The following is a 22,442-nucleotide window of genomic DNA, read 5'->3' on the forward strand; positions in this document are numbered from 1 at the left end:
GACATGGACGACAAACCGGCAAACGGACGAAGCGGGTGGAAGCAGGATCCGGTGGGCGTGCGCAAGAACATCCTTGCCGTCGCGATGACGGAGTTTGCCGCCAACGGTCTCGCAGGTGCGCGTATCGACGAGATCGCGGCTAAGACGAATACGTCGAAGCGCATGATCTACTATTATTTCGGTGACAAGGAAGGACTATACGGCAGGGTTCTTGAAGAAGCCTATCGCGAGGTCCGCGCAGGCGAACAAGAGCTCGAGCTTGACGACCTGCCCCCAATCGAAGCGCTGGCGAAACTGGCCGAGTTCACTTTCGACCACCATAGCCGGCATCCGGACTTTATCCGGATCGTCATGATCGAAAATATCCACCGCGCCGAATATATGGGGCAGTCGGAGCTGATACGACTGCTCAATGCTGGCGCCGTCCAAAAACTGGAAGCGATCTGTCGGCGCGGTCGCGAAGCCGGGCTGTTTCGTGACGATGTAACGCCGCTCGAACTACACTGGCACATCAGCGCGATGAGCTTCTTCAATGTCTCCAACCGCGCCACCTTCTCGCGCATCTTCGGCCACGACCTGTTCAGCGCTAAAGGCCAGGGCGCTTTAAAGCAACATATGGTCGAGATGGTTGTCGATCTTGCACGCAAGCCGGATGGGCGACTACGCCGCTGATCGTTGAGGCTGCGTGTCGGTACCGCCACAATTGCCGGCATCGGCAGATTTCGCGTGTCAAGCGTTGCCGCAAGAGCGTCGCTAACCTACGGAATGACGGCACTATTCGGAGACAATCGAAAACGCGCCAAGACTGGCGAACTGAATGGTGGGCCCGGAGGGACTCGAACCCCCAACCAAGCGGTTATGAGCCGCCGGCTCTAACCATTGAGCTACAGGCCCCACGCGCGCTGGATTAGTGTTTTTCCTTACGCCGCACAAGGCTTTCCGGACGGGCTGGCCGAGATCGCCCAAATCAGCCCATATTCGCACCCTAGAGCCGGGATGATTTCAGGTCTATTCGACCTGAAATCTGAATCCGTCTCTAAACCAAAGAAGTAGAGCATGATGTTGTCCGAAAACCGCTTCACACTTTTCGGCATCATGCTCTAGTCGACAGGCGCGACTGGATCGCAGACCGAGGAGATTTTCATGACCAGACATCTTTTGCCGCTCGCACTTGCCGCCGCGATCGCTTTTCCGGCGATTGCCACCGCTGCCGATTCGCTGCCCCCGCCCCGCATCATCGTTTCGGGTGAAGGCCAGTCGACGGTGGCGCCCGACCTGGCGCTTTTGACGCTCAGCGTCATGCGCGAGGCCAAGACCGCACGCGCCGCACTCGACGCCAACAACGATGCAATGGCCGCCGTGATCGCGGCAATGAAATCGGCCGGGATCAAGGACCGCGACCTGCAGACAGCCGGCATCCAGATCAACCCGCGTTACAACTACACCAACAAGCCCGACGGCAGCCAGGAAGCCGAGCTTGTCGCCTATCAGGTGACCAACACGCTCTCCGTGCGCATCCGCGACATCGACAAGACCGGCGAGATACTCGACAAGGCGGTATCGCTCGGCGTCAACCAGGGCGGCGGCATCTCGTTCTCCAACGAGGATCCGAAAGCCGCCGTCACCGAGGCCCGCAAGAAGGCGGTCGCCGACGCCATGGCCAAGGCCAAGACGCTGGCCGGGGCTGCCGGCGTGAGCATCGGACAGGTGCTGGAAATCACCGAACAGAACATCGCGCCGGCGCCGATGCCGATCAACGCCAAGGCCTTCGATGCGGCGGGCGCCGCGGTTCCGGTGCAGGCCGGCGAGAACGCCTACGCCGTGCAGGTCACCCTCACATTTGAGCTGAAATAGGCCTATCCAAGTCAGTAAAGGCCCGCGGCAACATGCTGCGGGCCGAACTGGCCGGTATCTTGATCGGCACCCGATACGAAAAACCCCGGAGGATCTGGTCCTCCGGGGTTCTTTTCGAGCCGCACCCTTCCGATCTATGGGAAGGGGGCTCCTGGCTGACCTCGCAGAAGGTCATGCCGCTACCACAGGCTGATCCTCGCAGAGGATCATGCCTCCGTTTGCTTAGCGATAAATAACCGGGCAACCGCGCTCATTGGCGAACACGACCACCACCCGATCGCCATACTGGCGGCCGGCAACCTTCACCACGCGGCGATTGATGTCGACGATGCGAACGCGGTGCAGGCCCATGCGCTCGGCCTTGTCGAGGGCGCGCTCCGGCGAGCAGCGGCGCCAGCTGCGCTCGCGGCGGTAGCCGTCATCGTCGTCGCCGATATAAACACCGGTGCGGCGGTCGTGATTGTTGCCGAAGCCGAGATAGATCGAGTCAGCATGGGCGGGCACGGCGGCAAGCGTGCCGAGGGCCACGAGACCCGAAAGGGCTGCCGTCTTGAACGTGTTGAACATTGTCTTCTCTCCTTGTTGAGGGCTTGCGCCCGTCTTCGTCGAACCGATTGGGGGGAGAATGCTCCTTGCAGTCTGAACTCTTTGCGAACCGGCCGTTCATTTTCGGTTAATCTGCCGGACAGGTCGAAAGCAACCGCCCCTTCCACAGCCGCAAACGGCTTGGGACCCAAAAACGTCCGGCCACCCCGCAACGGGCGGCGGCTACATCGGTTCCGTTTAGGGCTCGTCGTCGAGCATATAGTCGAAATAGTCGTCCGGCTCGGCAAGATCGGTCTCGCTGGCGCGGACGCGGCCGCGCATGGAGATGCCGGCCTCATGCACGGTCTCGGCACTTCCCGACACCAGCCTGTGCCACCAGTAGAGATCGTGCCCCTCGGCAACCAGCCGATAGGCGCAGGTTTTTGGCAACCAGCTGATGGTGCGCACATTCTGCGGAGTCAGCCCGACGCAGTCCGGCACGCGCGCCAGCCGGTTGGCATAGTCCGAACAGCGGCAGCTTTGCCCGTCGAACAGCCGGCAGCCGACCGATGTCCAGTAGATCTCGCCGGTATCTTCGTCCTCGAGTTTCGACAGGCAGCATTTACCGCAGCCGTCGCAGAGCGATTCCCACTCGGCCGACGTCATCGCCTCCAGCGTCTTGGTTTTCCAGAACGGGGTTTCCATTGTGAGGTGAGATGTGGCCCTCGCTGGCGGTGAGGTCAAGCTGTACCGCCGCCGCAAATGCCGACCGCACCATACGAAAAACATGAAGTTGCCTTCAAAAGGCCGGTCAATCGTCCTTCTTGTCGGCAATGTCCACGAACCGGAACCAATCCGGCTGATGAAAGTTTGGGCAGGGATGGGACCCCACAAGGAGAATTTCTGATGAAACGCCAACCACGGGTACTGGCAGGTACGGCACTTGGCCTGCTGATGGCATCCGCGCCGTTGGGCGCATCCCCGCTGCAGGGCAACGCCGTTTTCGGCCCCTTGCAGCACACGGCCGCGCCATTGATCCTGGTCCAGGACGATCCTGCTGCAGATGGTCAGCAGACCGACCAGGAACTGCCGCGCAAAAAAAAGCGCAAGCAGGTCGAACAGGCTCCGGCCGAACAGGCAGCCCCCGCCGCCGAGCAGGCCGCACCAGCCGAGGAACAACAGCCGCGCAAGAAGAAGCGCGACCAACAGCAGCAGGCCGAGCAGGCGCCCGCTGAACAGGCCGCTCCGGCTGAAGAGCAGCAGCCGCGCAAGAAGAAACGCAATCAGCAACAGCAGATCGAGGCAGCACCGGCTGATCAACCCACCGAACAGGCCGCGCCCGCAACCGACGAGCAGCCGCTGAAACCGCGTAGGAAGAAGCGCGACCAGCAGCAGCAGATCGAAGCAGCGCCTGCTGAACAGCCGGCCGAACAGGCCGCGCCCGCAACCGAAGAACAGCCGCTGAAGCCACGCAAGAAGAAGCGCGACCAACAGCAGCAGATCGAAGCGGCGCCTGCCGAACAGCCAGCCCAGCAGCCTGCCGAGCAAGCAGCGCCTGCCGAACAGGCGGCGCCCGCGAGCGACAACAATGCGCGCAAGAAAAAGCGCAAGCAGGACCAGCAGCAGATCGAGGCCGCACCCGCCGAACAGGCACCAGCCACCAAGGTTGCTCCTGCCGGAGAACCCGTGCCGCAGGCCGAGCCGGTTCAGCCCCCGGCCGATCAGCAAGCCGCTCCCGCCGAAGGCGAACAGCCTAAGGACCAAGCCAGGAAGCAGGGCAAGAAACCTGTCGGCGAACAGCCGGTGACAGGCGAGCAGCAGCCTGCGGCCGGCGAACAACAGCCCGCGACGGGTGAGCAACAACCCGCCAATGCCGAGCAGCCGGCGCAGGGCGAAGCCGTGGCCAATCCCGACGAAGCACCCATTCTGGACAGCCAGAAGGATGCCAAGCGCAAGCACCGCAAGGACCAAGGTGGCCAGAATAACGATGGCCAGAATGCTGGCGGCCAGACGGGCGAGCAACCCGCTCAGGACGGCACCCAGGCGCAGAGCCCGAAGCCTGCCCCGGTCGACCAGGGACCACCACCTACCGACGACAAGTCGGCCCAGCAGGCAATCCAGCCTGAAAAACTCGTTCCCGTCACCGAGGAAAAGGGCAAGCGCGTCGACCTCACGCCGCAGGACGTTGTCCGCGAGCGCCGGCGGCCGCAGGGTGCTGATGTGGTCAGGCAGTTCGGAGACCGCGTGATCCTCCAGTTCAACAACCAGACATTCGTGGAAAGCAACGAGGCACCTCGCATCACGCGCGGCGCCAGAGACGTCTACTACGAGGATCTTTCGGGCGGCCGAACCCGTGAAATCGTGGAGCGCGACAACGGCGTCAGGATCGTCACCATCCGCAACCGCAATGGAGATGTCGTCAGGCGTTCCCGCATCATGCCGGACGGGCGCGAATATGTGCTGAGCTATGTCGACGAGCGTTATTACAACGACGTCGACGAGTGGCGCGATCCCGGCGACGACCTGCCGCCGATGCGGCTCGACATATCCCGCCGGGACTACATCCTCGATTCTGAGGATGTCGAGAGCGACGACGACTACTACACCTTCCTCGAGCAGCCGCCTGTGGAAAGGGTGCAGCGCCTCTACTCGATCGACGAGGTCAAGCGGTCGGCCCGGGTGCGCGACATCGCCCGGCGTATCGATCTCGACACGCTGAACTTCGAATTCGGCTCGGCCACGATCTCCGACACCGAGGTGCAAAAGCTCGATGGCGTCGCCAACGCCATGGAAAAACTGCTCAAAAAGAACCCGGCCGAGACCTTCCTGATCGAAGGCCACACCGACGCCGTTGGCACGCCGGAGGCGAACCTCGCTCTGTCTGACCGACGCGCCGAGGCGGTCGCCGAGGCGCTCACCAATGCCTTTGGCGTTCCGGCCGAGAACCTCACCACGCAGGGCTATGGCGAGGAGTATCTCAAGGTGAACACGTCCGGCCCGAACCGCGAGAACCGGCGCGTCGCCATCCGCCGCATTACCTCGCTGGTGGCGCCAGTGGCGAGCAATAATTGATCTACGTTTCCAATAGCTTGAGTAGCTTTCTGGAATCAGATCAGCAAGAAGGACCCATCCCGGTACTCCGGGGTGGGTCGAACTGCGGACAGCAGCCTCGGTTCAACAAGAATTGTAGCCACATTAGCGCCGGCTCATTGAATCGCGAGCCTGCTCACCCCAGATTCAGGGCTGGGCGTTCCCTGCCCCGTCCCGACTCCAGCGGGACGCATTGAGCCCCGCCGGCCCTCCCGGCGGGGTTTCTTTTGCGTCGCAATGAACGCGACGCGGTTTGGCCTTGCAAACCGCGGCAAGCTGACCGAAATACCCCATTCGATCGAGAAAACTGACCGGAACCGCTGCATGAAACGTCTCGAACTCGCCATCGAATCGATCATTCTCGCCTCCCGCTGGCTGCTGGTTGTTTTCTATATCGGATTGGCCCTGGCACTGGCAGTCTATGCGCTGTCGTTTGGCAAGAAGCTCTACGAATTCATCATGGTGGCCTTCACGCTCGGCGACACCGACACCATCCTGAAGATGCTCGGCCTCATCGATGCGGCGCTGGTCGCCTCGCTGGTGGTGATGGTTATCATCTCCGGCTACGAGAATTTCGTCAGCCGTTTCGACGAGAATGACGGCGAGGTCCATTGGCTGGGCACGATCGATGTCGGCTCGCTGAAGGTCAAGGTCGCCTCGACCATCGTCGCCATTTCCTCGATCCATCTGTTGCAGGTGTTCCTCAACTCGGCCTCCTACACGACCGAGCAGCTGATGTGGCTAACCATCATCCACCTCGCCTTCGTCCTCTCGGCATTCATGCTGGCCTATATCGACCGGCTGATGGGCCTGGCCAAAAGCAAGAAGGCCGAGGAGTGAAGCGATCCCTTTCCCCCGTCACCATACGGGAAGTTGAGAACTGGTCCGCGCTGCAGATGAAAAGCCAATTGCTTGGCTTTTCGAACAGTAGGTAATGTCCGCTAGTAGATGCTTTTGACGTTCGTCGGCGAATTGGCAAACACCTCATCCGGCACGAAAAAGTCGCCGGCCAGCGGTCCGGTCGCGCCCGGCGCATAAGCCGAGAAATCCGTCACGCCTTCGGCGCGCAGCACCTCTTCGTCGATGTAGAAATTGCCTGATGTCTCGCGCGACGGCCGCAGGAAGATGGCGTGCGCGGCATCGGCCATGATATCGGGCAAACGGCTCATCGCCGCCACCGTCGCGCCGCCAAGCAGATTGCGCACCGCCGCCGTATCGATGGTCGAGATCGGCCACAGCGAATTGACCGCAATGCCATCCTTGGCAAACTCGGCGCTCATCCCCAGCGTGCACATCGACATGCCGAACTTGGCCATCGTGTAGGCGACGTGGTTCTTGAACCATTTGGCCTTCATATCGAGCGGCGGCGCCAGATTCAGGATGTGAGGATTCTCAGCCAACTTCAGATGCGGGATGCACATTTTCGACACCAGGAAGGTGCCCCGCGTGTTGATCTGGTGCATCAGATCGTAGCGCTTCATGTCGGTCTCCAGCGTGCCGGTAAGCTGGATCGCGCTGGCATTGTTGACGCAGATGTCGATGCCGCCGAATTTTGCCACGGTCTTCGCGACTGCCTCGGCAACCTGCGCCTCCTCGCGGATGTCGCACAGCACAGGCAGCGCCTTGCCGCCCGCCTGCTCGATCTCTTCGGCAGCCGAATAGATCGTACCCGGCAGCTTCGGATGCGGCTCGGCGGTCTTGGCCGCTATCGTCACATTGGCGCCGTCGCGCGCCGCCCTGAGCGCAATCGCCAGCCCAATGCCGCGCGATCCGCCGGAGATGAACAGCGTCTTTCCCTTGAGCGACATTTCCTTGCGCCTCCCTGGCTTCACGGCAGACGCGAACCTTTGCGCGGCAGACCGCTACAGCGCAAGGCCCGACTGAACGGATATGGGGTTACGCAGCGTAGGGTCTAGACCAGCACCAACCCCTGCCGCATCGCAATGGCAATCGCATCGGTGCGGTTGGCCGCACCCAGCTTGATCAGGATCGCGGCGACGTGGAATTTCGCCGTGTGCACGGAGATATTGAGCCGCCGCGCGATCACCTTGTTGGGCGCCCCTTCGGCCAGCAGCGCCAGCACTTCGGCCTCGCGCGGCGACAGCGCCGGACGGACATGCTCGTCGGAGCCATCATCCTCGAACGGCACGCCTTCGTGGAAATCCTCGTGGCGTCCACCGACGCCGTCGCTCGAGACGCGATAACCCGCCGCCGCCAGCCGCACGGCCGCGGCGATCAGCAGATCGTCCGCGCCCGCTTGCATGACTGCCATCACCTCGCCGGCAGGCCGTTCGCCGCCCGCGCGCCCTGACAGCAGCACCCGCGGCGTGGCGGCCGGCACGGCGTCAGCACTGCTGCCGTCAATGATGGCGACGTCGGCCGCACCACTGCCGAGCGCGACCGGCAACAGATCGTCGCTCGCGGCAAGCGCGGTGGCCAGACGCTCGGCACGTGCGGCGTCGCCCAGAGCGATCAGCACCACCAGCCGCCGCGAGGCGGGGCCGTCAACCGTGATCGGATCGTTGGCGAATGTGTCCATCAATTCCTCAGCTCAGCGGCTTCTCGCCGACGGTCAGCGCGACATCGCGCTCTTCGCCGCCGCGCACCACCCCAAGCGTCACTGCGGCACCCGCGCTGTCCGGTCCAAGTTTGCGGATCAGTTCGCGCGGCCCGTGCACGGCCTCGCCGTTCCAGGAGACGATGATGTCACCGAGCGCAAGGCCGGCGGCCTTGGCCGGGCCGTTGTCGTCGAGGCTCATCACCATGGCGCCGCGCGCCGCGCCGTCACGGATCGGGTGCAGGCCGGCGCCGAGATAGCCGCGGGCGACGTGGCCTTTTTCACGCAGCGTCGCTGCGGCCCGCTCGATCGTCTCGTAAGGCATGACCAGGGCGCGGCCACGCGGCCCGAACAGCAGCATGCCGATCAACGCGCCCCTGGCGTCGAGCACCGGACCGCCCTCGAACCGGCCGCCGGCATTGACGGCAAGATTGATGCGCCGGTCGATGGTGCCGCCGCGCATCGAGCGCCAGGCCGGACCGACCTCGCCGACCGAACCCGACACGGCCAGCGCCGAGCCCTGGCTGCTGCCGATGGCAATGGCCAGATTGCCGGGCCGTACCGCGTCAGCGCTGGCAAGCGTAGCGGCACTGACAGCACCCGCCGGCTTCAGAAGGGCTACGCCGGTCGAGGGGTCGCGGCCGACCAGTTCGGCCTTCACCGTCTCGCCCGAAGCCAACGTCAGTTCGATCTCTTCGCCGGCCTCGACGGCTTCCTCGGCGGTGACGAAATAACCATCCCGCCAGTGGAAAGCGCTTGCCGTGCGATGGTGATGGGTGGTGAAACTTGCCGTCGCCGGTGCTGCCGCCGCCGCGACATCGGCGATGGCCTCGGAAAAGGCACTGAGGTTGAAGTCGCTCATTTTGGTCTCCTGGGTTTCTTGCATGCCCCAGATATCGCTCGGCAACGCGCCCGCAGATACTCGCCTGACGGCTAGTTAAAGGTTTCACTGGCCATCTGGTCAGGTCGCGGCGGTTCGGGCCGCTCCGCACATATAGTCACGAACACGCCTGAAAACACGGAGCCCGCCAATGGCCCTCGCCGCCACCAAATTCCAACCGGACGACACACTGCTCGACGCCTATTCGATGACGGTGGCGGACGCGGTCGACCGCATCGGCCCGGCCGTCTGCCGCATCGAGCGCATCGGCGGCCAGGGCGGCCACGGCTCCGGTTTCGTCATCGCGCAGGACGGCTTGGTCGTCACCAACTTCCATGTCGTCGGTGACGCCAGGGCGGTGCGTGTGTCGATGCCCGACGGCGGCTCGAGCGAAGGCCGCGTTCTCGGCCGCGACCCAGATACCGACATCGCGCTGGTGCGCGCCGACGGCAGCTTTGCCGATGTGGCGCCGCTTGGCGATTCCAAGCGGCTGCGGCGCGGCCAGATCGCGATTGCCATCGGCAATCCGCTCGGCTTTGAATGGACCGTCACCTCCGGCGTCGTCTCCGCGCTCGGCCGTTCGATGCGCGCCTCGACCGGGCGGCTGATCGACGACGTCATCCAGACCGACGCCGCGCTCAACCCCGGCAATTCCGGTGGGCCGCTGGTGTCGTCGGCCGGCGAGGTCATCGGCGTCAACACCGCCATGATCCACGGCGCGCAAGGCATCGCCTTCGCCGTTGCTTCCAACACCGCCAATTTCGTCATTTCGGAGATCATCCGCTTCGGCCGCGTGCGCCGCGCCTTCATCGGCATCTCCGCCGACACCACCAATTTGCCGCGCCGTGCAGCGCTCCTGTCGCAGGTGTCGACCAACACCGCCGTGCGACTGCGCAGCGTCGAGAAGGATGGTCCCGCGGCCAAGGCCGGCCTGAAGGAGGGCGACATCATCGCTGCCATCGACGGCCGCCCGGTCACCGGCGTCGACGACCTCGTGCGCATGCTCGATGCCGAACGCATCGGCCGCGAGACGCTGTGCACGGTGGTCCGCCGCACCGGTATCAGCCAGGTGACGGTGACGCCGGTGGCGAGGGCGAGCTAAGGCCTATCGCTGCTTGAGCACCCGCCCAAGCAGCGACACCAGCAGGCGCGCCAGTTCCCCGGTCGGGTCGAGATCAGGATCGTAAATCGTCATGTCCATGCCGATGCAGCTCTGGTCCCCTGCCAGCGCTGACAGGATTACAACGAGATCGTCGAGGTCGATGCCGGGACTGCCGGGCGAATCCACCGCCGGCATGATTTTCTGGTCGAGCACGTCGACATCGAGATGCAGCCAGTAGGGACAGCCGGCGCGCGCCAGCGTCGCCCTTGTTTTTTCCAGCACTCCAGCCGCACCGAGTTCCTGCGCGGCAAAGGCATCGATGCGCGTGATTGCGGTCGAGTTGATATCGGCCCATTCAAAATCGGCATCGCGGCTCTCGCGTTCGCCGATCTGCACCGCCGCCTTATCGGCGACGAGCGGACCGGCAATGCCGGGCCACTGTGTCAACAAGGGCTCGCCGCGTCCGGTGGCAAGCGCCAGATCCATGCCGGCGGCCGAGCCTAGTGCAGCATCGACATCGTAATTGCCGGGATGGCGGAAATCGCTGTGGCCATCGACATGGACCAGCGCGACCGCGCCGGAGCGTCGCGCCGCCGCCAGCGCACCAAGCAGGATCGAACAATCGCCGCCGATGACCAGCGGAAACTCGCCTTGCCCGAGCGCACCGGCGACGATCTCGGCAAGGTCAAGGTTGAAGCGGCGGATCGCCGGACCGTTGCGTAGCCTTGTGCCCGGTTGCGGTTCGGTGCCGTAAGCGGGCTTTTCGAGATCGACAACCCTTGATGGCGCGAGCGCCTCAACCAGACCAGCCTCGCTCAGTGCCTGCGGCGCCCGCCAGGTGCCGGGCACATGGCCGGGGTGCAGCGGCCGCAGGCCGAGATTGGAAGGCGCACGAACAAGGCAGATATCACGCATGCGGCAGGACCAGCTTCAACGTCGTCCACCATAAACCGCGTCGCGTTATCCCGACCACAGCAACTGGCGCTGCTGCCGACATTTGCTGCCATGGTTCAGGCGCTGGCCGCACCCGCAGCGAATTGCGCCTGAAACTCCGGGCTGGGCGGGATTGGCTTGATCACGTCGATCAGCACGCCATTGGGATCCCTGGTAATGAAATGGCGCTGGCCGAAGGGTTCGTCGCACAGCGAGCGCAGGATTGGCAGCCCTGCCGCAAGGGTCCGTTCATAGACGGCATCCGGATCGCGGACCTCGAAATTGATGAGCAGCCCGGATGTACGTCCCCGCCCCTCTTCCGGGATCGTCTCATGGTCGCCCTGGACGATACCGAGATTGACGCGCCGGTCCTCGGTCGACTGCAGATGCACATACCAGTCGCTCGCAAACAGCGGCCTGAAACGGAAGTGCTTGATATAGAAGGCTTTCGTGCCGGCCACATCGCCGGTCATCAACACCGGATAATAGCTCGTCGCCTTCATCTTTCTTTCTCCTCTCAGCTAACATACAGTCTGCATGTAAGTTGAAATAACATACAGGCTGCATGTATGCAACGAGAAACAGCGCGCCGCTCCAATCGAGATCGCACCGAAGCGACGCGCGCCGACCTGATCGCCGCCGCGCGCAAACTGTTCATTGAAAAATCCTACGCCGAGACCGGCACGCCGGAGATTGTCGCCGCCGCCGGCCTCACCCGCGGCGCGCTCTACCATCATTTTGCCGACAAGCAGGCGCTGTTTGCCGCTGTGGTCGAGCAGGAGGCAGAAGCTGTCGCCGCTGAGATCGATCGCGCCTCGCCGCCATCGCTGTTTGCCCGCGACGCACTGATTGCCGGATCGGACGCCTATCTCGCCGCCATGCGCTTCCCCGGCCGCACCCGGCTTCTGCTGCTCGACGGGCCGGCGGTGCTTGGCCGCGCCGCCATGGATGCGATCGACAACCGCCACGGTAACCGCTCGCTGCGCGAAGGCCTGGTCGCGGCAATGCGCGAGCAGTCGATGACGAGACTACCGACCGACGCGCTGACTGCTTTGCTAGCCGCCGCTTTTGATCGGGCAGCGCTCGCCGTCGAAGCGGGCGCCTCGGCCGAGGATTACCGTGCCGTCCTCATGGCGCTGATTGCCGGATTGTCTCCCGATCCTCTTCTGGCACCTCGCCCGGCTCGAACTCGTTGAAGCGGCCGAGCTGGCGTTTGAACTGGTCGATCAACCAGGCCGCAGCAGGCTTCGGGCTGCGGTCGACGCGATGCATGGCATAGAGCGATGAGCGCACCTCGCTGTAGGGTTCGAGGTCGAGTTCCACCAGCCGGCCGCTGGCCAGATCGTCGGCGATAAGCCAGCGCGGCAGCCCGCCCCAACCCAGGCCCTCGCGCATCAGAATATGCTTGGTGCGCACATCCGTCAGCCGCCAGGTGCGGTAGGCGAAGACGCCGAAGTCGCGCCCTTTGGTGCGTTCGGACTGGTCGGTGACGACAAGCTGGGTGTGTTCGCGCGCATCTTCGATCGCCACCGGCTTCGGCAGCCGGGCCAGCGGATGGCTGGGCGCGGCAGCCAGCACGATCGACATGAAGCCGATACGCACGAGATGCACGTCGACCTCTCCCAGCAGGCCACCAATGCCAAGATCGGATTGTCCGCTGACGACATGATCGGGGATCAGGCCGAGCGAACCGATGTGCAGGCGCAGCATCACGGTTGGAAACTGCGCCTCGAATGCCTTCAGTACACGAACCAGCACCGGCGAAGGCAGCGTCGCGTCTACCGACAGGGCGACTTCCGCCTCCAATCCCTGGTGGTGGCTGTCGACCCGCGAGCGGATGCGCTGCAGCACGCCGACCATGCGCCGCGCATCCACCAGCATCGCCCGGCCGATCTCGGTCAGCTGCGGCTCGCGCGTGCCCTCGCGCTCGAACAGTTTCAGCCCAAGCTGCGCCTCGAGATTGGCGATGGTGTAGCTGATGACAGACTGCGCCCGGTTGAGCTTGCGCCCGGCGGCCGAAAAACTCCCCGCCTCGGCCACCGCGACAAGCACCTGAAGCTGATCGAGCGTTGGATTGGGTTGCATTGTATATATCTACTTTATGGATGGATCGTATAGAAAATATACCAGTTTTTCGAATGGGTCGCTAGCCCCATATCTGGCGGGACAATTCAATTCCCACTGGAGAGAACCGCTATGTCCATTCTTCTTGTAACCTCGAGCCCGCGTGGCTCCGCTTCGCACTCGACCCGCATCGCCACCGAATTCGCGCAAAAGCTTGTCGCTGCCAACCCCTCGGCCGAGCTTGTCGTGCGCGACCTCGTCGCCAACCCGCTGCCGCACATCGACCCCGATTATGCGACCGGCATCTACACCCCGGCTGAAGCCCGCACTGCGCACCAGGCCGAAGTCGTGGGCGTTTCCGATGTCGTCCTCGACGAACTGTTTGCCGCCGACACCGTGATCCTGGCCACCGGCTTCATCAACTTCAACATCTCCTCGACACTGAAGTCGTGGGTTGACCACATCGCCCGTTCCGGCAGGAGCTTCTCCTATGGTGAGGGCGGCCCGAAGGGCCTCGTCACCGGCAAGAAGGTCTACATCGTGCTTGCATCGGGGGGCATCTATTCGGAAGGCGCGGCCGTCCAGATGGACCACGCTGTCCCCTATCTGCGCTCGGTGCTCGGCTTCCTCGGCATGACAGATGTCGAAGTCATCCGCATCGAAGGTGTCGGCATGGGCGCCGATGCTGTGACGGCAGCACTTGCCAAGGCGACAGCCAAGGTCGACGCCGTGGTGGCCGCGACCGCCAATGGGCAGACCGCAGTGGCGGCGTAAAAACGCCGGCCCCGTACACCCGACATGAAAAAGGCAGGCGCCTTGGCGCCTGCCTTTTTATTTTCGTAGAAACAGAGAGTTAGTGCGGTCTGCAGATTCGGTCCCTGAACCGCTTCATCCGAAAATCTTCTCGCCCTGCTCGTCGACCAGCTGCATTCCCTTCTTGATCGAGATGTCGACAGCGTCGTCGAGACCGGCGAAACGGTCGGCGCGGATGAAGCGGTGCTCCTTCATCACGCCGCCGACTTCCTTCGAAACCACGCCGCAGGTCTGATACTGGCCGTCCGCCTTGTAGGGCGTGGCGCTGATCAGAAATCCCTTGTGCTCGATCTGCTTTGCCGGGGCAGCGCTCTTAGGCTCGCCGGCGTCACCGCCGCCACCGCCGCCGAAAAGACGTTTCAGAAAAGACATGGGGAATCCTCCAACGGCAATCATCCCGCACCGATAGAAGGTGCAGGATGATTTTCAGTACCGTTCCTCTGTCGAACGGGCAAGGGTCGTGTACCGGTCCCCCGCCAGAGCTCAGCCGCGCGACAGCGCTTCGAGGGCTTCGGCGGCCCCTTCCAGTATCGCGATCGCTTCGGCCTGCTTTTCGGCCGGCGCGTCGACGATCTCGCCAAGGGCGGCGCGCAGCCGGTGGCGCACGGCGCGGAACTCGTCGCGGGCTTCCGAACGGCCGCCGCGGCCACGTCGTCCGCCCTCCTCGCTGTCATCGTTCCAGCCAAACCACTCGCGCGCCTTGGCCATCTTGCGGCCGAAGCGCTCGAGATGCTCGAGCACACCGTCGATCATTTCGCGGTTTTCGTCGAGATGCGCCTGGCCCGCCTCGGTGATCGAAAACACCTTCTTGTTGCCATCGGCCGCAGAAGCGGCATAACCGGCCTCTTCCAGGAAGGTCAGCGTCGGATAGACCACGCCCGGGCTCGGGCTGTAGATGCCGCTGGTGCGCTCTTCCAGCGCCTTGATGATGTCGTAGCCATGGCGCGGCGCCTCGGCCAGCAGCGACAGCGTGATCAGCTTGAGATCACCGTCGGCCAGCATGCGTCCGGCGCGAAACATGTCGCCCGGCCCGCCGCGTCCACCGCCACGACCACCGTGCCCGAACGGCCCAAAGCCGCCGCCCCCTCTGCCACCAAATTTGCCGGCCATATGCAGGAATGCGCGCTCGGCGCGCTCGCCAAAAGGATGATGTCTGTGCATTTTTTGCTCCTTGAGTTATGTCTTACGATATATCGTAATTAGGCGCACATGGCCGAGGAGTCAAGATATATCTTACGATGTATCTGAAGGCAGCGTCAGCGACGGGTCACCGGCTCAGGTTCGGAGATGTCCGGGGTGTTTCCCGGCTACCAGCGGCCGTTGCGCCGGTTCCAGGCATAGAGAAGGTCGGCGAAGCGATCATAGGCGAAGCGCGTCAGCGGCAGCGCGACCGGATTGCCGAACAGCACCGCCAGCCAGCCCTCGCCCGGCGTTACCCTCCAGACGGCGACAGCGACATCGGCGCCGACGATGAGCTTGCCGTCGGCATCGGTGGCATGCAGCCGGCGACGGATATCCTCCAGCGAAGCGCCGTAGCCGGCCAGGGCCGCCGGTTCGAGGTTGATGTCGCGGAATTCGATCCGCCCGGCCTTGATCGCTTCGATCAGCCGCCGTTTCTGCTTGGTGATGCCGCCATCGCAGACCGGGCAGCGCGTGTTGTACCAGACGGTCAGCAGAGGCTTGGACATGGATTTCAAACCACGACCCGAGGGACGGAACCGACTATCGTCGCAATGACGTCGGCCCGCAACCTGGCGAAGCGCCGCGCTTTGAGACCCCGCGCCTGAAATCAGAACTCGTAGCCGAAGCGCTCAAAATCTCTGATATAGAGCCGCCGCACGATGGCTTTCGCCTCCTCGTCATAGAGGGCACGATAGTCGACCGGGCCACTGACGTTCTTTCGGGGAAGCGTCACTTCGGCGGGAAGCCCGAGTCGTCCGGCCAGGATATTGAACTGATCGGCCAGCCTCTCGAACCGCAGCACCTCGTCGATGATAAGCTTTCCATCCTTGTCCGAAATCCAGCTTGTCTGGTCCACCCGCGCCAGCCGGTTCTTGCGTTCGAGGTAGCGCAGGAACGCCTTGAAATCCCAGCGCTGCGCCTGGCGATGCCGGCGCCGCGAGGTTTTCCGGCGCAAATGCTGGTAATTGGAAACGGCCAGTTCGAAAGGGTTGCGCACCACGGCGAATTTGTAGGCGCCGTCATAGAGCTGGGCCGGCAATTTGCGCAGCAGCCAGGCGGCTCTGTCATGCTGTCTGAAATTGACCCTCTCCGGCGCCTCTGGCACCGGCAGGCGCGACAGCAGACGCCGCCACCGCGTCGGCTTCGGCTGCAGGCACCATGGCCGCAGCGCACGGGTGATCGAGGTCCCGGCCGTCTTCGGGATGTGGATGAAAATGAAGTTCTTCTCGAGCGAGAGGAGCATTTCTCCTCAATATCGGCAGCTCAGGCGCCGTCAAGCGGCACCGCCTATCCTAGCGAGGTGACGATCTCGCGGTAGGCAAATTCCGGGAAAGCCTTGAGCGTTCGCGTCTTGACGCTGCCGCCCGCCCCCAGCATCAGCGCAAAACGCGCAAGTACCGCATCGTCGGGAGCCTCGACCACGGCCACCATGTCGCATTCGCCCATGGTGAGATAAAACGCCTTGAACGACCCTCCCATGTCGGCCAGCTGCTTCTTGGCGGCATCGAGCCGCTTCGGCGACTCGCGCACATTCCTGGCGCCCTGTTCGGTCCAGTTCATCAGCAGGATGTAGGTTGTCATCGCATACCTCCCTCCGGCGCCACGGAGCACGGCTGAGGATCTCAGCCGGGGCGAACATCCGGTTTGTCACCCAGAACACGCATCCGACGGCGAAGTATCCGCCCGCAGCGAGCTTCGTGCAAGGACCGCCGCGCCAGCCCCATTGACCCGTGAAGGCCAAGCATCAAGGCAGCGGCAAAGCGACGACCGCAAAACTGTCGGCGCCGACCAGGGAAAGCCGGTTTAAAATTCCGCCTGACTACGGCAATCTCCGTTCGTGGCCATCGACCTGGCGGAAATCCCGCCGATCCAGCGGCTGGAGAGTTTCATGGGCGAGAGCATCGGCCTGCCGCCAGGACGGATCGAAATTCCTGCCGCATGGACAGGCGAGGAAATGGCGAAGCATCCTGAAAATTGGCTGGTCGAATTGGACAAGCAGGATGTCGCGGAACTGGAGTTGGCGGCAACCGGCTTTCTCGCCCGCTCGCAAGATATCGGCAACCTGAGCAAGGCCGATTTCCCCTTGCCCCGGCTGGCCGACCATCTCGTTGCCCTGCGCGAAAAAATCATCGCAGGCATTGGGTTCGAGGTGCTTCGCGGCCTCCCGGCCGAGACATATTCTGCGCAAATGGCGGCAACGATCTTCTGCGGGATTGGAGCGCATCTTGGTAGCGCACGGTCGCAGAATGCGCAGGGCCATATACTTGGCTACGTCCGCGACACAGGCGCCGACGCCAAGGATGCCACGACGCGCATCTACCAGACGGCGGAGCGCCAGACATTTCACACCGACTCCGCCGACGTCGTCGGTCTGCTCTGCCTGAAAGATGCCATGCAAGGCGGCGAGTCCCTGCTGGTCAGCACGGTGACGATCTACAACGAGATGCGCAAACGACGGCCCGACCTGGTCCGCCTGCTGTTTGATCCGATTGCCACCGACCGACGCGGCGAGGTGCCGGAAGGCGAAAAGCCCTACTTCGAAATCCCGGTCCTCAACTGGCACGCGGGATTGCTGACCGGCATTTATCAACGCCAGTACATCGACAGCGCACAGCGTTTCCCGGATGCCATGCGGCTGAGCCCCGTACATATCGAAGCGCTGGATCTCTTCGACAGCCTTGCCAATGACCCGAAACTGAACCTGTCGATGCGGCTGCGGCCCGGCGACATGCAGTTTGTCTACAATCATTCGCTGCTTCACGACCGCATGGGTTTTCGGGACTGGCCGGATCCGGACAAGCGGCGCCATATGCTGCGCCTGTGGCTGTCTGTTCCCGGCGACCGTCCGCTCCCCGAGTGCTTCAGGCAGCGTTATGGCTCGATAGAAATAGGCGACCGGGGCGGCATCATCGTCAAGGGAACGCGGCTGAACGTGCCGCTGTAGAGCAATTCGCTGAACCGCTTGAAACGAAAAGGGCACCCCGATGGGCGCCCTTAACTTCTTTGCAATCGGCGAGTGTCAGCTGTCGAGGAAGCTGCGCAGCTTGCGCGACCTGCTCGGGTGCTTGAGCTTGCGCAGCGCCTTGGCTTCGATCTGGCGGATACGCTCGCGGGTGACCGAGAACTGCTGGCCGACTTCTTCCAGCGTGTGGTCGGTGTTCATGCCGATGCCGAAGCGCATTCTGAGCACGCGCTCCTCGCGCGGCGTCAGCGAGGCAAGCACGCGCGTCGTGGTCTCGCGCAGATTGGCCTGGATCGCCGCGTCGATCGGCAGGATCGCCATCTTGTCCTCGATGAAGTCGCCCAGGTGCGAATCCTCCTCGTCGCCCACAGGCGTTTCGAGCGAGATCGGCTCCTTGGCGATCTTCAAGACCTTGCGCACTTTTTCAAGCGGCATTGCGAGCTTTTCGGCCAATTCCTCCGGCGTCGGCTCGCGGCCAATCTCGTGCAGCATCTGGCGCGACGTGCGCACGATCTTGTTGATCGTCTCGATCATGTGCACCGGGATGCGGATGGTGCGCGCCTGGTCGGCGATCGAACGCGTGATCGCCTGCCGGATCCACCATGTCGCGTAGGTCGAGAACTTGTAACCGCGGCGGTATTCGAATTTGTCGACCGCCTTCATCAGGCCGATATTGCCTTCCTGGATCAGGTCGAGGAACTGCAGGCCGCGATTGGTGTATTTCTTGGCGATGGAGATGACGAGGCGCAGATTGGCCTCGACCATTTCCTTCTTGGCGATCGCGGCTTCGCGCTCGCCCTTCTGCACCTGGTTGACGATTTTTCTGAATTCCAGGATCGAGATCGCCGTTTCGGTGGCGAGGTTCTGAATCTCCGAACGCAGATCCTTGATCGCGTCCTTCTCGTTCTTGGTGAATTCCTTCCAGCCGCGCGAGGTCAGATTGCCGATCGAGCGCGTCCAGTTCGGATCTAGCTCGGAACCCTGATATTCCTTGAGGAATTCCTCGCGGCGCACGCCATAGCTTTCGGCCAGGCGCAAGAGCTTGCCTTCGTTCTGCACCAACCGCTTGTTGATGTCGTAGAGCTGCTCGACCAGCGCCTCGATGCGCGCGGTGTTGAGCGACAGCGACTTCACCGCCTTGATCAGCTGGTCTTTCAGCTCCTTCAGGCGCCGGTCCTGGCTGGGCGACAGCGTGCCGGCGGCAGCCAGACGGTTCTCGACCTGCTGGTCCTGCAGCTTCCTGAGCTTCTTGTAAGTGTCGGCGATGACGTCGAGCGTCTCCATCACCTGCGGACGGAGTTCCGCTTCCATCGCCGCAAGCGACAGGCTCGCCTCGTCCTCGTCTTCCTCGTCGTCATCCGTCAGCCCGCGCGTGTCGGCGCCGACATTGGTGATGTCGTCTTCCTCGTCGCGTCCACGCCGCGGCTTGTCCTCGGGCTTTGGGGTTTCCTCGATGCGCTCGACCACCGGCGCCTGCTTGGCTTCGGGGCCGGCATAGGTGGCTTCGAGGTCGATGATCTCGCGCAGCAGAATCTTGGATTCGTTGAGCTCGTCACGCCAGATGATGATGGCCTGGAAGGTCAGCGGGCTTTCGCAGAGCCCCGCGATCATCGTCTCGCGGCCGGCCTCGATGCGCTTGGCGATCGCGATTTCACCCTCGCGCGACAGGAGCTCGACCGAGCCCATTTCGCGCAGATACATGCGCACCGGATCATCGGTGCGGTCGGTCGGCTCTTTCTTGGTGGTCGTGGCGGCGACGGCGGTGCCGGTCTGCTCGGCCAGTTCGTTGGCGTCTTCCTCGGCGTCGGCATTGCTGTCGGCGGCCTCGGGCTCTTCGCCCTGATCGTCGTCCTCGACCACGTTGATGCCCATGTCGGACAGCATCGCATTGATGTCTTCGATGCGATCCGGATCGGTCTCTTCCGACGGCAGCACCGCATTCAGCTCGTCAAGGGTCACATAGCCGCGCTTCTTGGCGGCCTTGATCATCTTCTTGACAGCATCATCGGAAAGGTCGAGCAGGGGGCCATCGGTGGCGCCTTCGCGTTCGGTCTCGACCTCTTCCTTTTCCTTTGTCGCCATAGTCTTTATCTTCTCCTAGCGGCCGAACATCGAAGCCGCGTAAGCTGCCGCACCGGTCAAATTATGCGCTCGTGACGAAACGCGCTTCACCGGCCGGTAACCGCATCAACTCTTTTGTTTGGTTCATATCGTGCCCCAAAACCGGGTTTTCACTTTTGGGCGACATGCATTAAGTCCAGATTAACCCTGATATCTGTGGCAGGCTAACAACCTGTCCAGTGATCAGCACCTCACATCGCTGCATTTCCCATCGACGCCGGCACGGGTTAAGGTTTCGAATCGTCCTGATTCCGTCATTCTGCCAGAAGGTCAAGCGCCTCTCGCATGATTCGCATCAAAAAAGCGAATCAATTACCCGACTTAGAGGCGTCGATTCGACGCGCAGCACATTTCAACTTCACTCTTGCGCAGGTTTCAACCTAGACGCGCCCAGCCTTGCCCGAGGACACGCCGAACCCTTCGATCAGCGCTTCCGTTGCCTGCACATCACGAAATTGCGCCTGAATCTCGACGAGATGCCGGTAGTTTTCGTCTGTGGGATCGCTGGCGAGCGCTGCTTCCGCCTGTTTGAGCTCCTTATGTAAGGTGCGCGCGCTGCGCTGCAAGTGCAGCGCCTGGTTGAAGGCGTCACGAGCATCGTCAAGGGCGGCGGTTTCCAGCGCCGGCCACTGCCGGGCGCGTTTGATCAGCATCACCGCCCGCCCCCAGATATCGCTGCAGCCGGCACGCTCGATCGTGGCGATCACCGCGTCGCGGTCATTGGCCATGTCATGCGCCATGGCATCGAGGATGGCGGCGTGCAGCCGCTTCAGGTCGGTGTTGGCCAGGTCGAGGAACTCGACATGGGCGAAATTCTCGTCGATCAGCGCCGGATGGTTGACCAGCGCCACGATGATCGTCGCCTCGCGCACAGACATCCCTTCGCTGCCGCGCTTGACCAATGCCGAACGCCCCAGGCTCTCGGTGATCGCGGCGCGCGCGCCAATGCCTCCGCCTTTCGCGAACTGCCCGCCCGGCGGTGGCGTCTTGCCCTGCCCCGGTTTCCAGTCCTGACGACCTTGCCGAACAGTGCGCTGGGCGCCGAAGAAGCTCTGCACCCGCTCGCGCATCGCCTGCTGGTAGTGATAGCGCGTGCTTTCGTCCCGGACGCGATTGGAGAGTTCGTTCAACGTTTTTGACAATTCCGCCCGCCGCTCCGGTGTATCGAAGACACCGCCCGCCGTCTCGCGCATCCACAACAGTTCGTCCAGCGGCCGTGCCTCGGCAAGCACGGCGCGGAACGCGTCCGGCCCTTCCGCCTTGACCAGATCGTCGGGGTCCTTGCCTTCCGGCAGCAGCGCAAAACGCGCCGTGCGCCCGCCCTGCACCGAGGGCAGTGCGAGATCCGCGGCGCGCCATGCCGCCTTCAGCCCGGCCTGGTCCCCGTCGAAGCACAGCACCGGCTCGGGCGCCATGCGCCACAACAATTCAAGCTGGTTTTCGGTGAGCGCGGTGCCGAGCGGCGCCACGGCATTTTCAAAGCCCGCCTGCGCCAGCGCGATAACGTCCATATAGCCTTCGACGGCAATCACCGTGCCGCCTTTGGCGAGCGCCTTGCGGGCGCGAGCAAAATTGTAGAGCACATTGCCCTTGTGGAAGAGCTCGGTGTCGGGCGAGTTCATGTATTTGGCCAAAGCATCGGGCGCCAGCGCACGGCCGCCGAAAGCGATGATCTTGCCGCGCGAATCCGGGATCGGGAACATGATGCGGTCGCGGAACCAGTCGTAGGAAACCGGAATGTCGTCGCCATGCCGCACCAGCCCGCAGGCCTCGATGTCGGCCTTCGGCACGCCTTTTGCCGCAAGATGCTCCTTCAGCGCGTTGCGGCTATCCGGCGCAAAGCCGAGCCGGAACGATTGCTGGGTCGCCGGCGTCAGCCCGCGGTCCCTGAGATAGGCGCGGGCCTTGGCACCTTCCGGTCCTTGCAGCCGGTCCTGGAAGAAGGCCGTCGCCATTTCCATGACATCGGTCAGGCTGGCGCGTTCCTTCTCGCGCTGTTCCTCCCGTTCGTCGCGCACCGGCATCGGCACGCCGGCCATCTCGGCGATCTTCTCGACCGCCTCGGGAAAGCTCAAACCGTCGAGTTCGGTCAGGAACTTGAAGTGATCGCCCGACACCGAGCAGCCGAAGCAGTGGTAACGGCCCTTCTTGTCCTCGCAGTGAAAGGACGCGCTCTTCTCGCCATGGAAGGGGCAGCATGCCCAGTAATCGCCACGCGACGCGTTGGTCTTCTTTCTGTCCCACGCGACGCGCTGGCCGATAACCGAAGAAATCGGCACACGGTCGCGTATCTCGTCGAGAAAGGCGGGCGGAAAGCGCATCGGGGAACTCGTTTGTCCCTCATATAATCATGTGCGCG

At 63.1% G+C, this 22,442-nt stretch carries 23 protein-coding genes and 1 tRNA gene; 8 read left to right on the forward strand and 16 right to left on the reverse strand.

Annotated features, from left to right (window positions below):
- Window positions 1-3: 3 nt before the first annotated feature.
- Window positions 4-672: a TetR/AcrR family transcriptional regulator gene (locus tag ACWGTI_RS01490; protein ID WP_454585483.1), complete on the forward strand. Its 669-nt coding sequence runs from the start codon at window positions 4-6 to the stop codon at window positions 670-672.
- 146 nt (window positions 673-818) lie between these two features.
- Here ACWGTI_RS01490 and ACWGTI_RS01495 read toward each other — a convergent pair.
- Window positions 819-894 (reverse strand) — tRNA-Ile (locus ACWGTI_RS01495).
- Between the two features lie 249 nt (window positions 895-1,143).
- Here ACWGTI_RS01495 and ACWGTI_RS01500 point away from each other — a divergent pair.
- Window positions 1,144-1,854 carry an SIMPL domain-containing protein gene (locus tag ACWGTI_RS01500; protein WP_454585484.1) on the forward strand — a complete coding sequence of 237 codons (711 nt, stop codon included), beginning with the start codon at window positions 1,144-1,146 and terminating at the stop codon, window positions 1,852-1,854.
- A gap of 222 nt (window positions 1,855-2,076) precedes the next feature.
- Here ACWGTI_RS01500 and ACWGTI_RS01505 read toward each other — a convergent pair whose 3' ends face one another.
- A complete protein-coding gene (locus tag ACWGTI_RS01505) occupies window positions 2,077-2,421 on the reverse strand; it encodes a hypothetical protein (protein WP_454577004.1) in 345 nt (114 codons plus the stop codon).
- 216 nt (window positions 2,422-2,637) lie between these two features.
- Complete coding sequence (locus ACWGTI_RS01510) at window positions 2,638-3,084, reverse strand: YcgN family cysteine cluster protein (RefSeq protein ID WP_454577018.1); 447 nt, start codon at window positions 3,082-3,084, stop codon at window positions 2,638-2,640.
- A gap of 57 nt (window positions 3,085-3,141) precedes the next feature.
- On the opposite strand from ACWGTI_RS01510, the gene ACWGTI_RS01515 reads away from it, so the two are divergent.
- Together ACWGTI_RS01515 and ACWGTI_RS01520 are read left to right on the forward strand one after the other, a co-directional pair.
- Window positions 3,142-5,451, forward strand: coding sequence for an OmpA family protein (locus tag ACWGTI_RS01515; protein WP_454585485.1), 2,310 nt, complete (start codon window positions 3,142-3,144; stop codon window positions 5,449-5,451).
- A 342-nt stretch (window positions 5,452-5,793) separates the two neighbouring features.
- Complete coding sequence (locus ACWGTI_RS01520) at window positions 5,794-6,309, forward strand: TIGR00645 family protein (RefSeq protein WP_454585486.1); 516 nt, start codon at window positions 5,794-5,796, stop codon at window positions 6,307-6,309.
- Window positions 6,310-6,410: 101 nt separating this feature from the next.
- Here ACWGTI_RS01520 and ACWGTI_RS01525 read toward each other — a convergent pair whose 3' ends face one another.
- The 3 genes from ACWGTI_RS01525 to ACWGTI_RS01535 all read right to left on the reverse strand — a co-directional run bounded on the left by ACWGTI_RS01525 (window position 6,411) and on the right by ACWGTI_RS01535 (window position 8,888).
- Window positions 6,411-7,277: an SDR family oxidoreductase gene (locus ACWGTI_RS01525; protein ID WP_454585487.1), complete on the reverse strand. Its 867-nt coding sequence runs from the start codon at window positions 7,275-7,277 to the stop codon at window positions 6,411-6,413.
- Window positions 7,278-7,381: 104 nt separating this feature from the next.
- The gene (locus ACWGTI_RS01530) at window positions 7,382-8,008 is read right to left on the reverse strand and encodes a response regulator transcription factor (protein ID WP_454585488.1); all 627 of its coding nucleotides are present in this window, start codon (window positions 8,006-8,008) and stop codon (window positions 7,382-7,384) included.
- A gap of 7 nt (window positions 8,009-8,015) precedes the next feature.
- Window positions 8,016-8,888 (reverse strand): S1C family serine protease, encoded by an 873-nt coding sequence (locus ACWGTI_RS01535; RefSeq protein ID WP_454585489.1) that lies wholly within the window; start codon window positions 8,886-8,888, stop codon window positions 8,016-8,018.
- A 169-nt stretch (window positions 8,889-9,057) separates the two neighbouring features.
- On the opposite strand from ACWGTI_RS01535, the gene ACWGTI_RS01540 reads away from it, so the two are divergent.
- Window positions 9,058-10,008, forward strand: coding sequence for a S1C family serine protease (locus ACWGTI_RS01540; RefSeq protein WP_454585490.1), 951 nt, complete (start codon window positions 9,058-9,060; stop codon window positions 10,006-10,008).
- A 3-nt stretch (window positions 10,009-10,011) separates the two neighbouring features.
- Here ACWGTI_RS01540 and ACWGTI_RS01545 read toward each other — a convergent pair whose 3' ends face one another.
- Window positions 10,012-10,923 (reverse strand): arginase family protein, encoded by a 912-nt coding sequence (locus ACWGTI_RS01545; RefSeq protein ID WP_454585491.1) that lies wholly within the window; start codon window positions 10,921-10,923, stop codon window positions 10,012-10,014.
- A 95-nt stretch (window positions 10,924-11,018) separates the two neighbouring features.
- A complete protein-coding gene (locus tag ACWGTI_RS01550) occupies window positions 11,019-11,444 on the reverse strand; it encodes a VOC family protein (RefSeq protein WP_454585492.1) in 426 nt (141 codons plus the stop codon).
- Between the two features lie 66 nt (window positions 11,445-11,510).
- On the opposite strand from ACWGTI_RS01550, the gene ACWGTI_RS01555 reads away from it, so the two are divergent.
- Complete coding sequence (locus tag ACWGTI_RS01555; protein WP_454585493.1) at window positions 11,511-12,137, forward strand: helix-turn-helix domain-containing protein; 627 nt, start codon at window positions 11,511-11,513, stop codon at window positions 12,135-12,137.
- Here ACWGTI_RS01555 and ACWGTI_RS01560 read toward each other — a convergent pair.
- Window positions 12,070-13,026 (reverse strand): LysR family transcriptional regulator, encoded by a 957-nt coding sequence (locus ACWGTI_RS01560; protein WP_454585494.1) that lies wholly within the window; start codon window positions 13,024-13,026, stop codon window positions 12,070-12,072. The genes ACWGTI_RS01555 and ACWGTI_RS01560 overlap by 68 nt on opposite strands.
- A gap of 111 nt (window positions 13,027-13,137) precedes the next feature.
- Between ACWGTI_RS01560 and ACWGTI_RS01565 the strand changes: the two genes are divergently transcribed.
- Window positions 13,138-13,779: an FMN-dependent NADH-azoreductase gene (locus tag ACWGTI_RS01565; protein WP_454576993.1), complete on the forward strand. Its 642-nt coding sequence runs from the start codon at window positions 13,138-13,140 to the stop codon at window positions 13,777-13,779.
- A gap of 114 nt (window positions 13,780-13,893) precedes the next feature.
- Here the strand turns inward: ACWGTI_RS01565 and ACWGTI_RS01570 are convergent, their stop codons facing one another.
- From ACWGTI_RS01570 to ACWGTI_RS01590, 5 genes are all read right to left on the reverse strand, one after another.
- Complete coding sequence (locus ACWGTI_RS01570) at window positions 13,894-14,190, reverse strand: HlyU family transcriptional regulator (protein WP_454585495.1); 297 nt, start codon at window positions 14,188-14,190, stop codon at window positions 13,894-13,896.
- 111 nt (window positions 14,191-14,301) lie between these two features.
- The gene (locus tag ACWGTI_RS01575) at window positions 14,302-14,979 is read right to left on the reverse strand and encodes a PadR family transcriptional regulator (RefSeq protein ID WP_454585496.1); all 678 of its coding nucleotides are present in this window, start codon (window positions 14,977-14,979) and stop codon (window positions 14,302-14,304) included.
- Window positions 14,980-15,125: 146 nt separating this feature from the next.
- Entirely contained in the window at window positions 15,126-15,506 is a 381-nt protein-coding gene (locus ACWGTI_RS01580) for a thiol-disulfide oxidoreductase DCC family protein (RefSeq protein ID WP_454585497.1), read from the reverse strand.
- Window positions 15,507-15,607: 101 nt separating this feature from the next.
- Window positions 15,608-16,243 (reverse strand): sulfotransferase family 2 domain-containing protein, encoded by a 636-nt coding sequence (locus ACWGTI_RS01585; protein ID WP_454585498.1) that lies wholly within the window; start codon window positions 16,241-16,243, stop codon window positions 15,608-15,610.
- A 44-nt stretch (window positions 16,244-16,287) separates the two neighbouring features.
- Window positions 16,288-16,581: a GYD domain-containing protein gene (locus ACWGTI_RS01590; RefSeq protein ID WP_454585499.1), complete on the reverse strand. Its 294-nt coding sequence runs from the start codon at window positions 16,579-16,581 to the stop codon at window positions 16,288-16,290.
- Between the two features lie 256 nt (window positions 16,582-16,837).
- On the opposite strand from ACWGTI_RS01590, the gene ACWGTI_RS01595 reads away from it, so the two are divergent.
- Window positions 16,838-17,944 carry a TauD/TfdA family dioxygenase gene (locus ACWGTI_RS01595; RefSeq protein WP_454585500.1) on the forward strand — a complete coding sequence of 369 codons (1,107 nt, stop codon included), beginning with the start codon at window positions 16,838-16,840 and terminating at the stop codon, window positions 17,942-17,944.
- Between the two features lie 75 nt (window positions 17,945-18,019).
- Here the strand turns inward: ACWGTI_RS01595 and rpoD are convergent, their stop codons facing one another.
- Together rpoD and dnaG are read right to left on the reverse strand one after the other, a co-directional pair.
- Window positions 18,020-20,044, reverse strand: coding sequence for an RNA polymerase sigma factor RpoD (gene rpoD / locus ACWGTI_RS01600; protein WP_454576986.1), 2,025 nt, complete (start codon window positions 20,042-20,044; stop codon window positions 18,020-18,022).
- A gap of 419 nt (window positions 20,045-20,463) precedes the next feature.
- The gene (dnaG, locus tag ACWGTI_RS01605) at window positions 20,464-22,404 is read right to left on the reverse strand and encodes a DNA primase (RefSeq protein ID WP_454585501.1); all 1,941 of its coding nucleotides are present in this window, start codon (window positions 22,402-22,404) and stop codon (window positions 20,464-20,466) included.
- Window positions 22,405-22,442: the final 38 nt, after the last annotated feature.

It is taken from the genome of Mesorhizobium sp. ArgA1 (assembly GCF_053714375.1).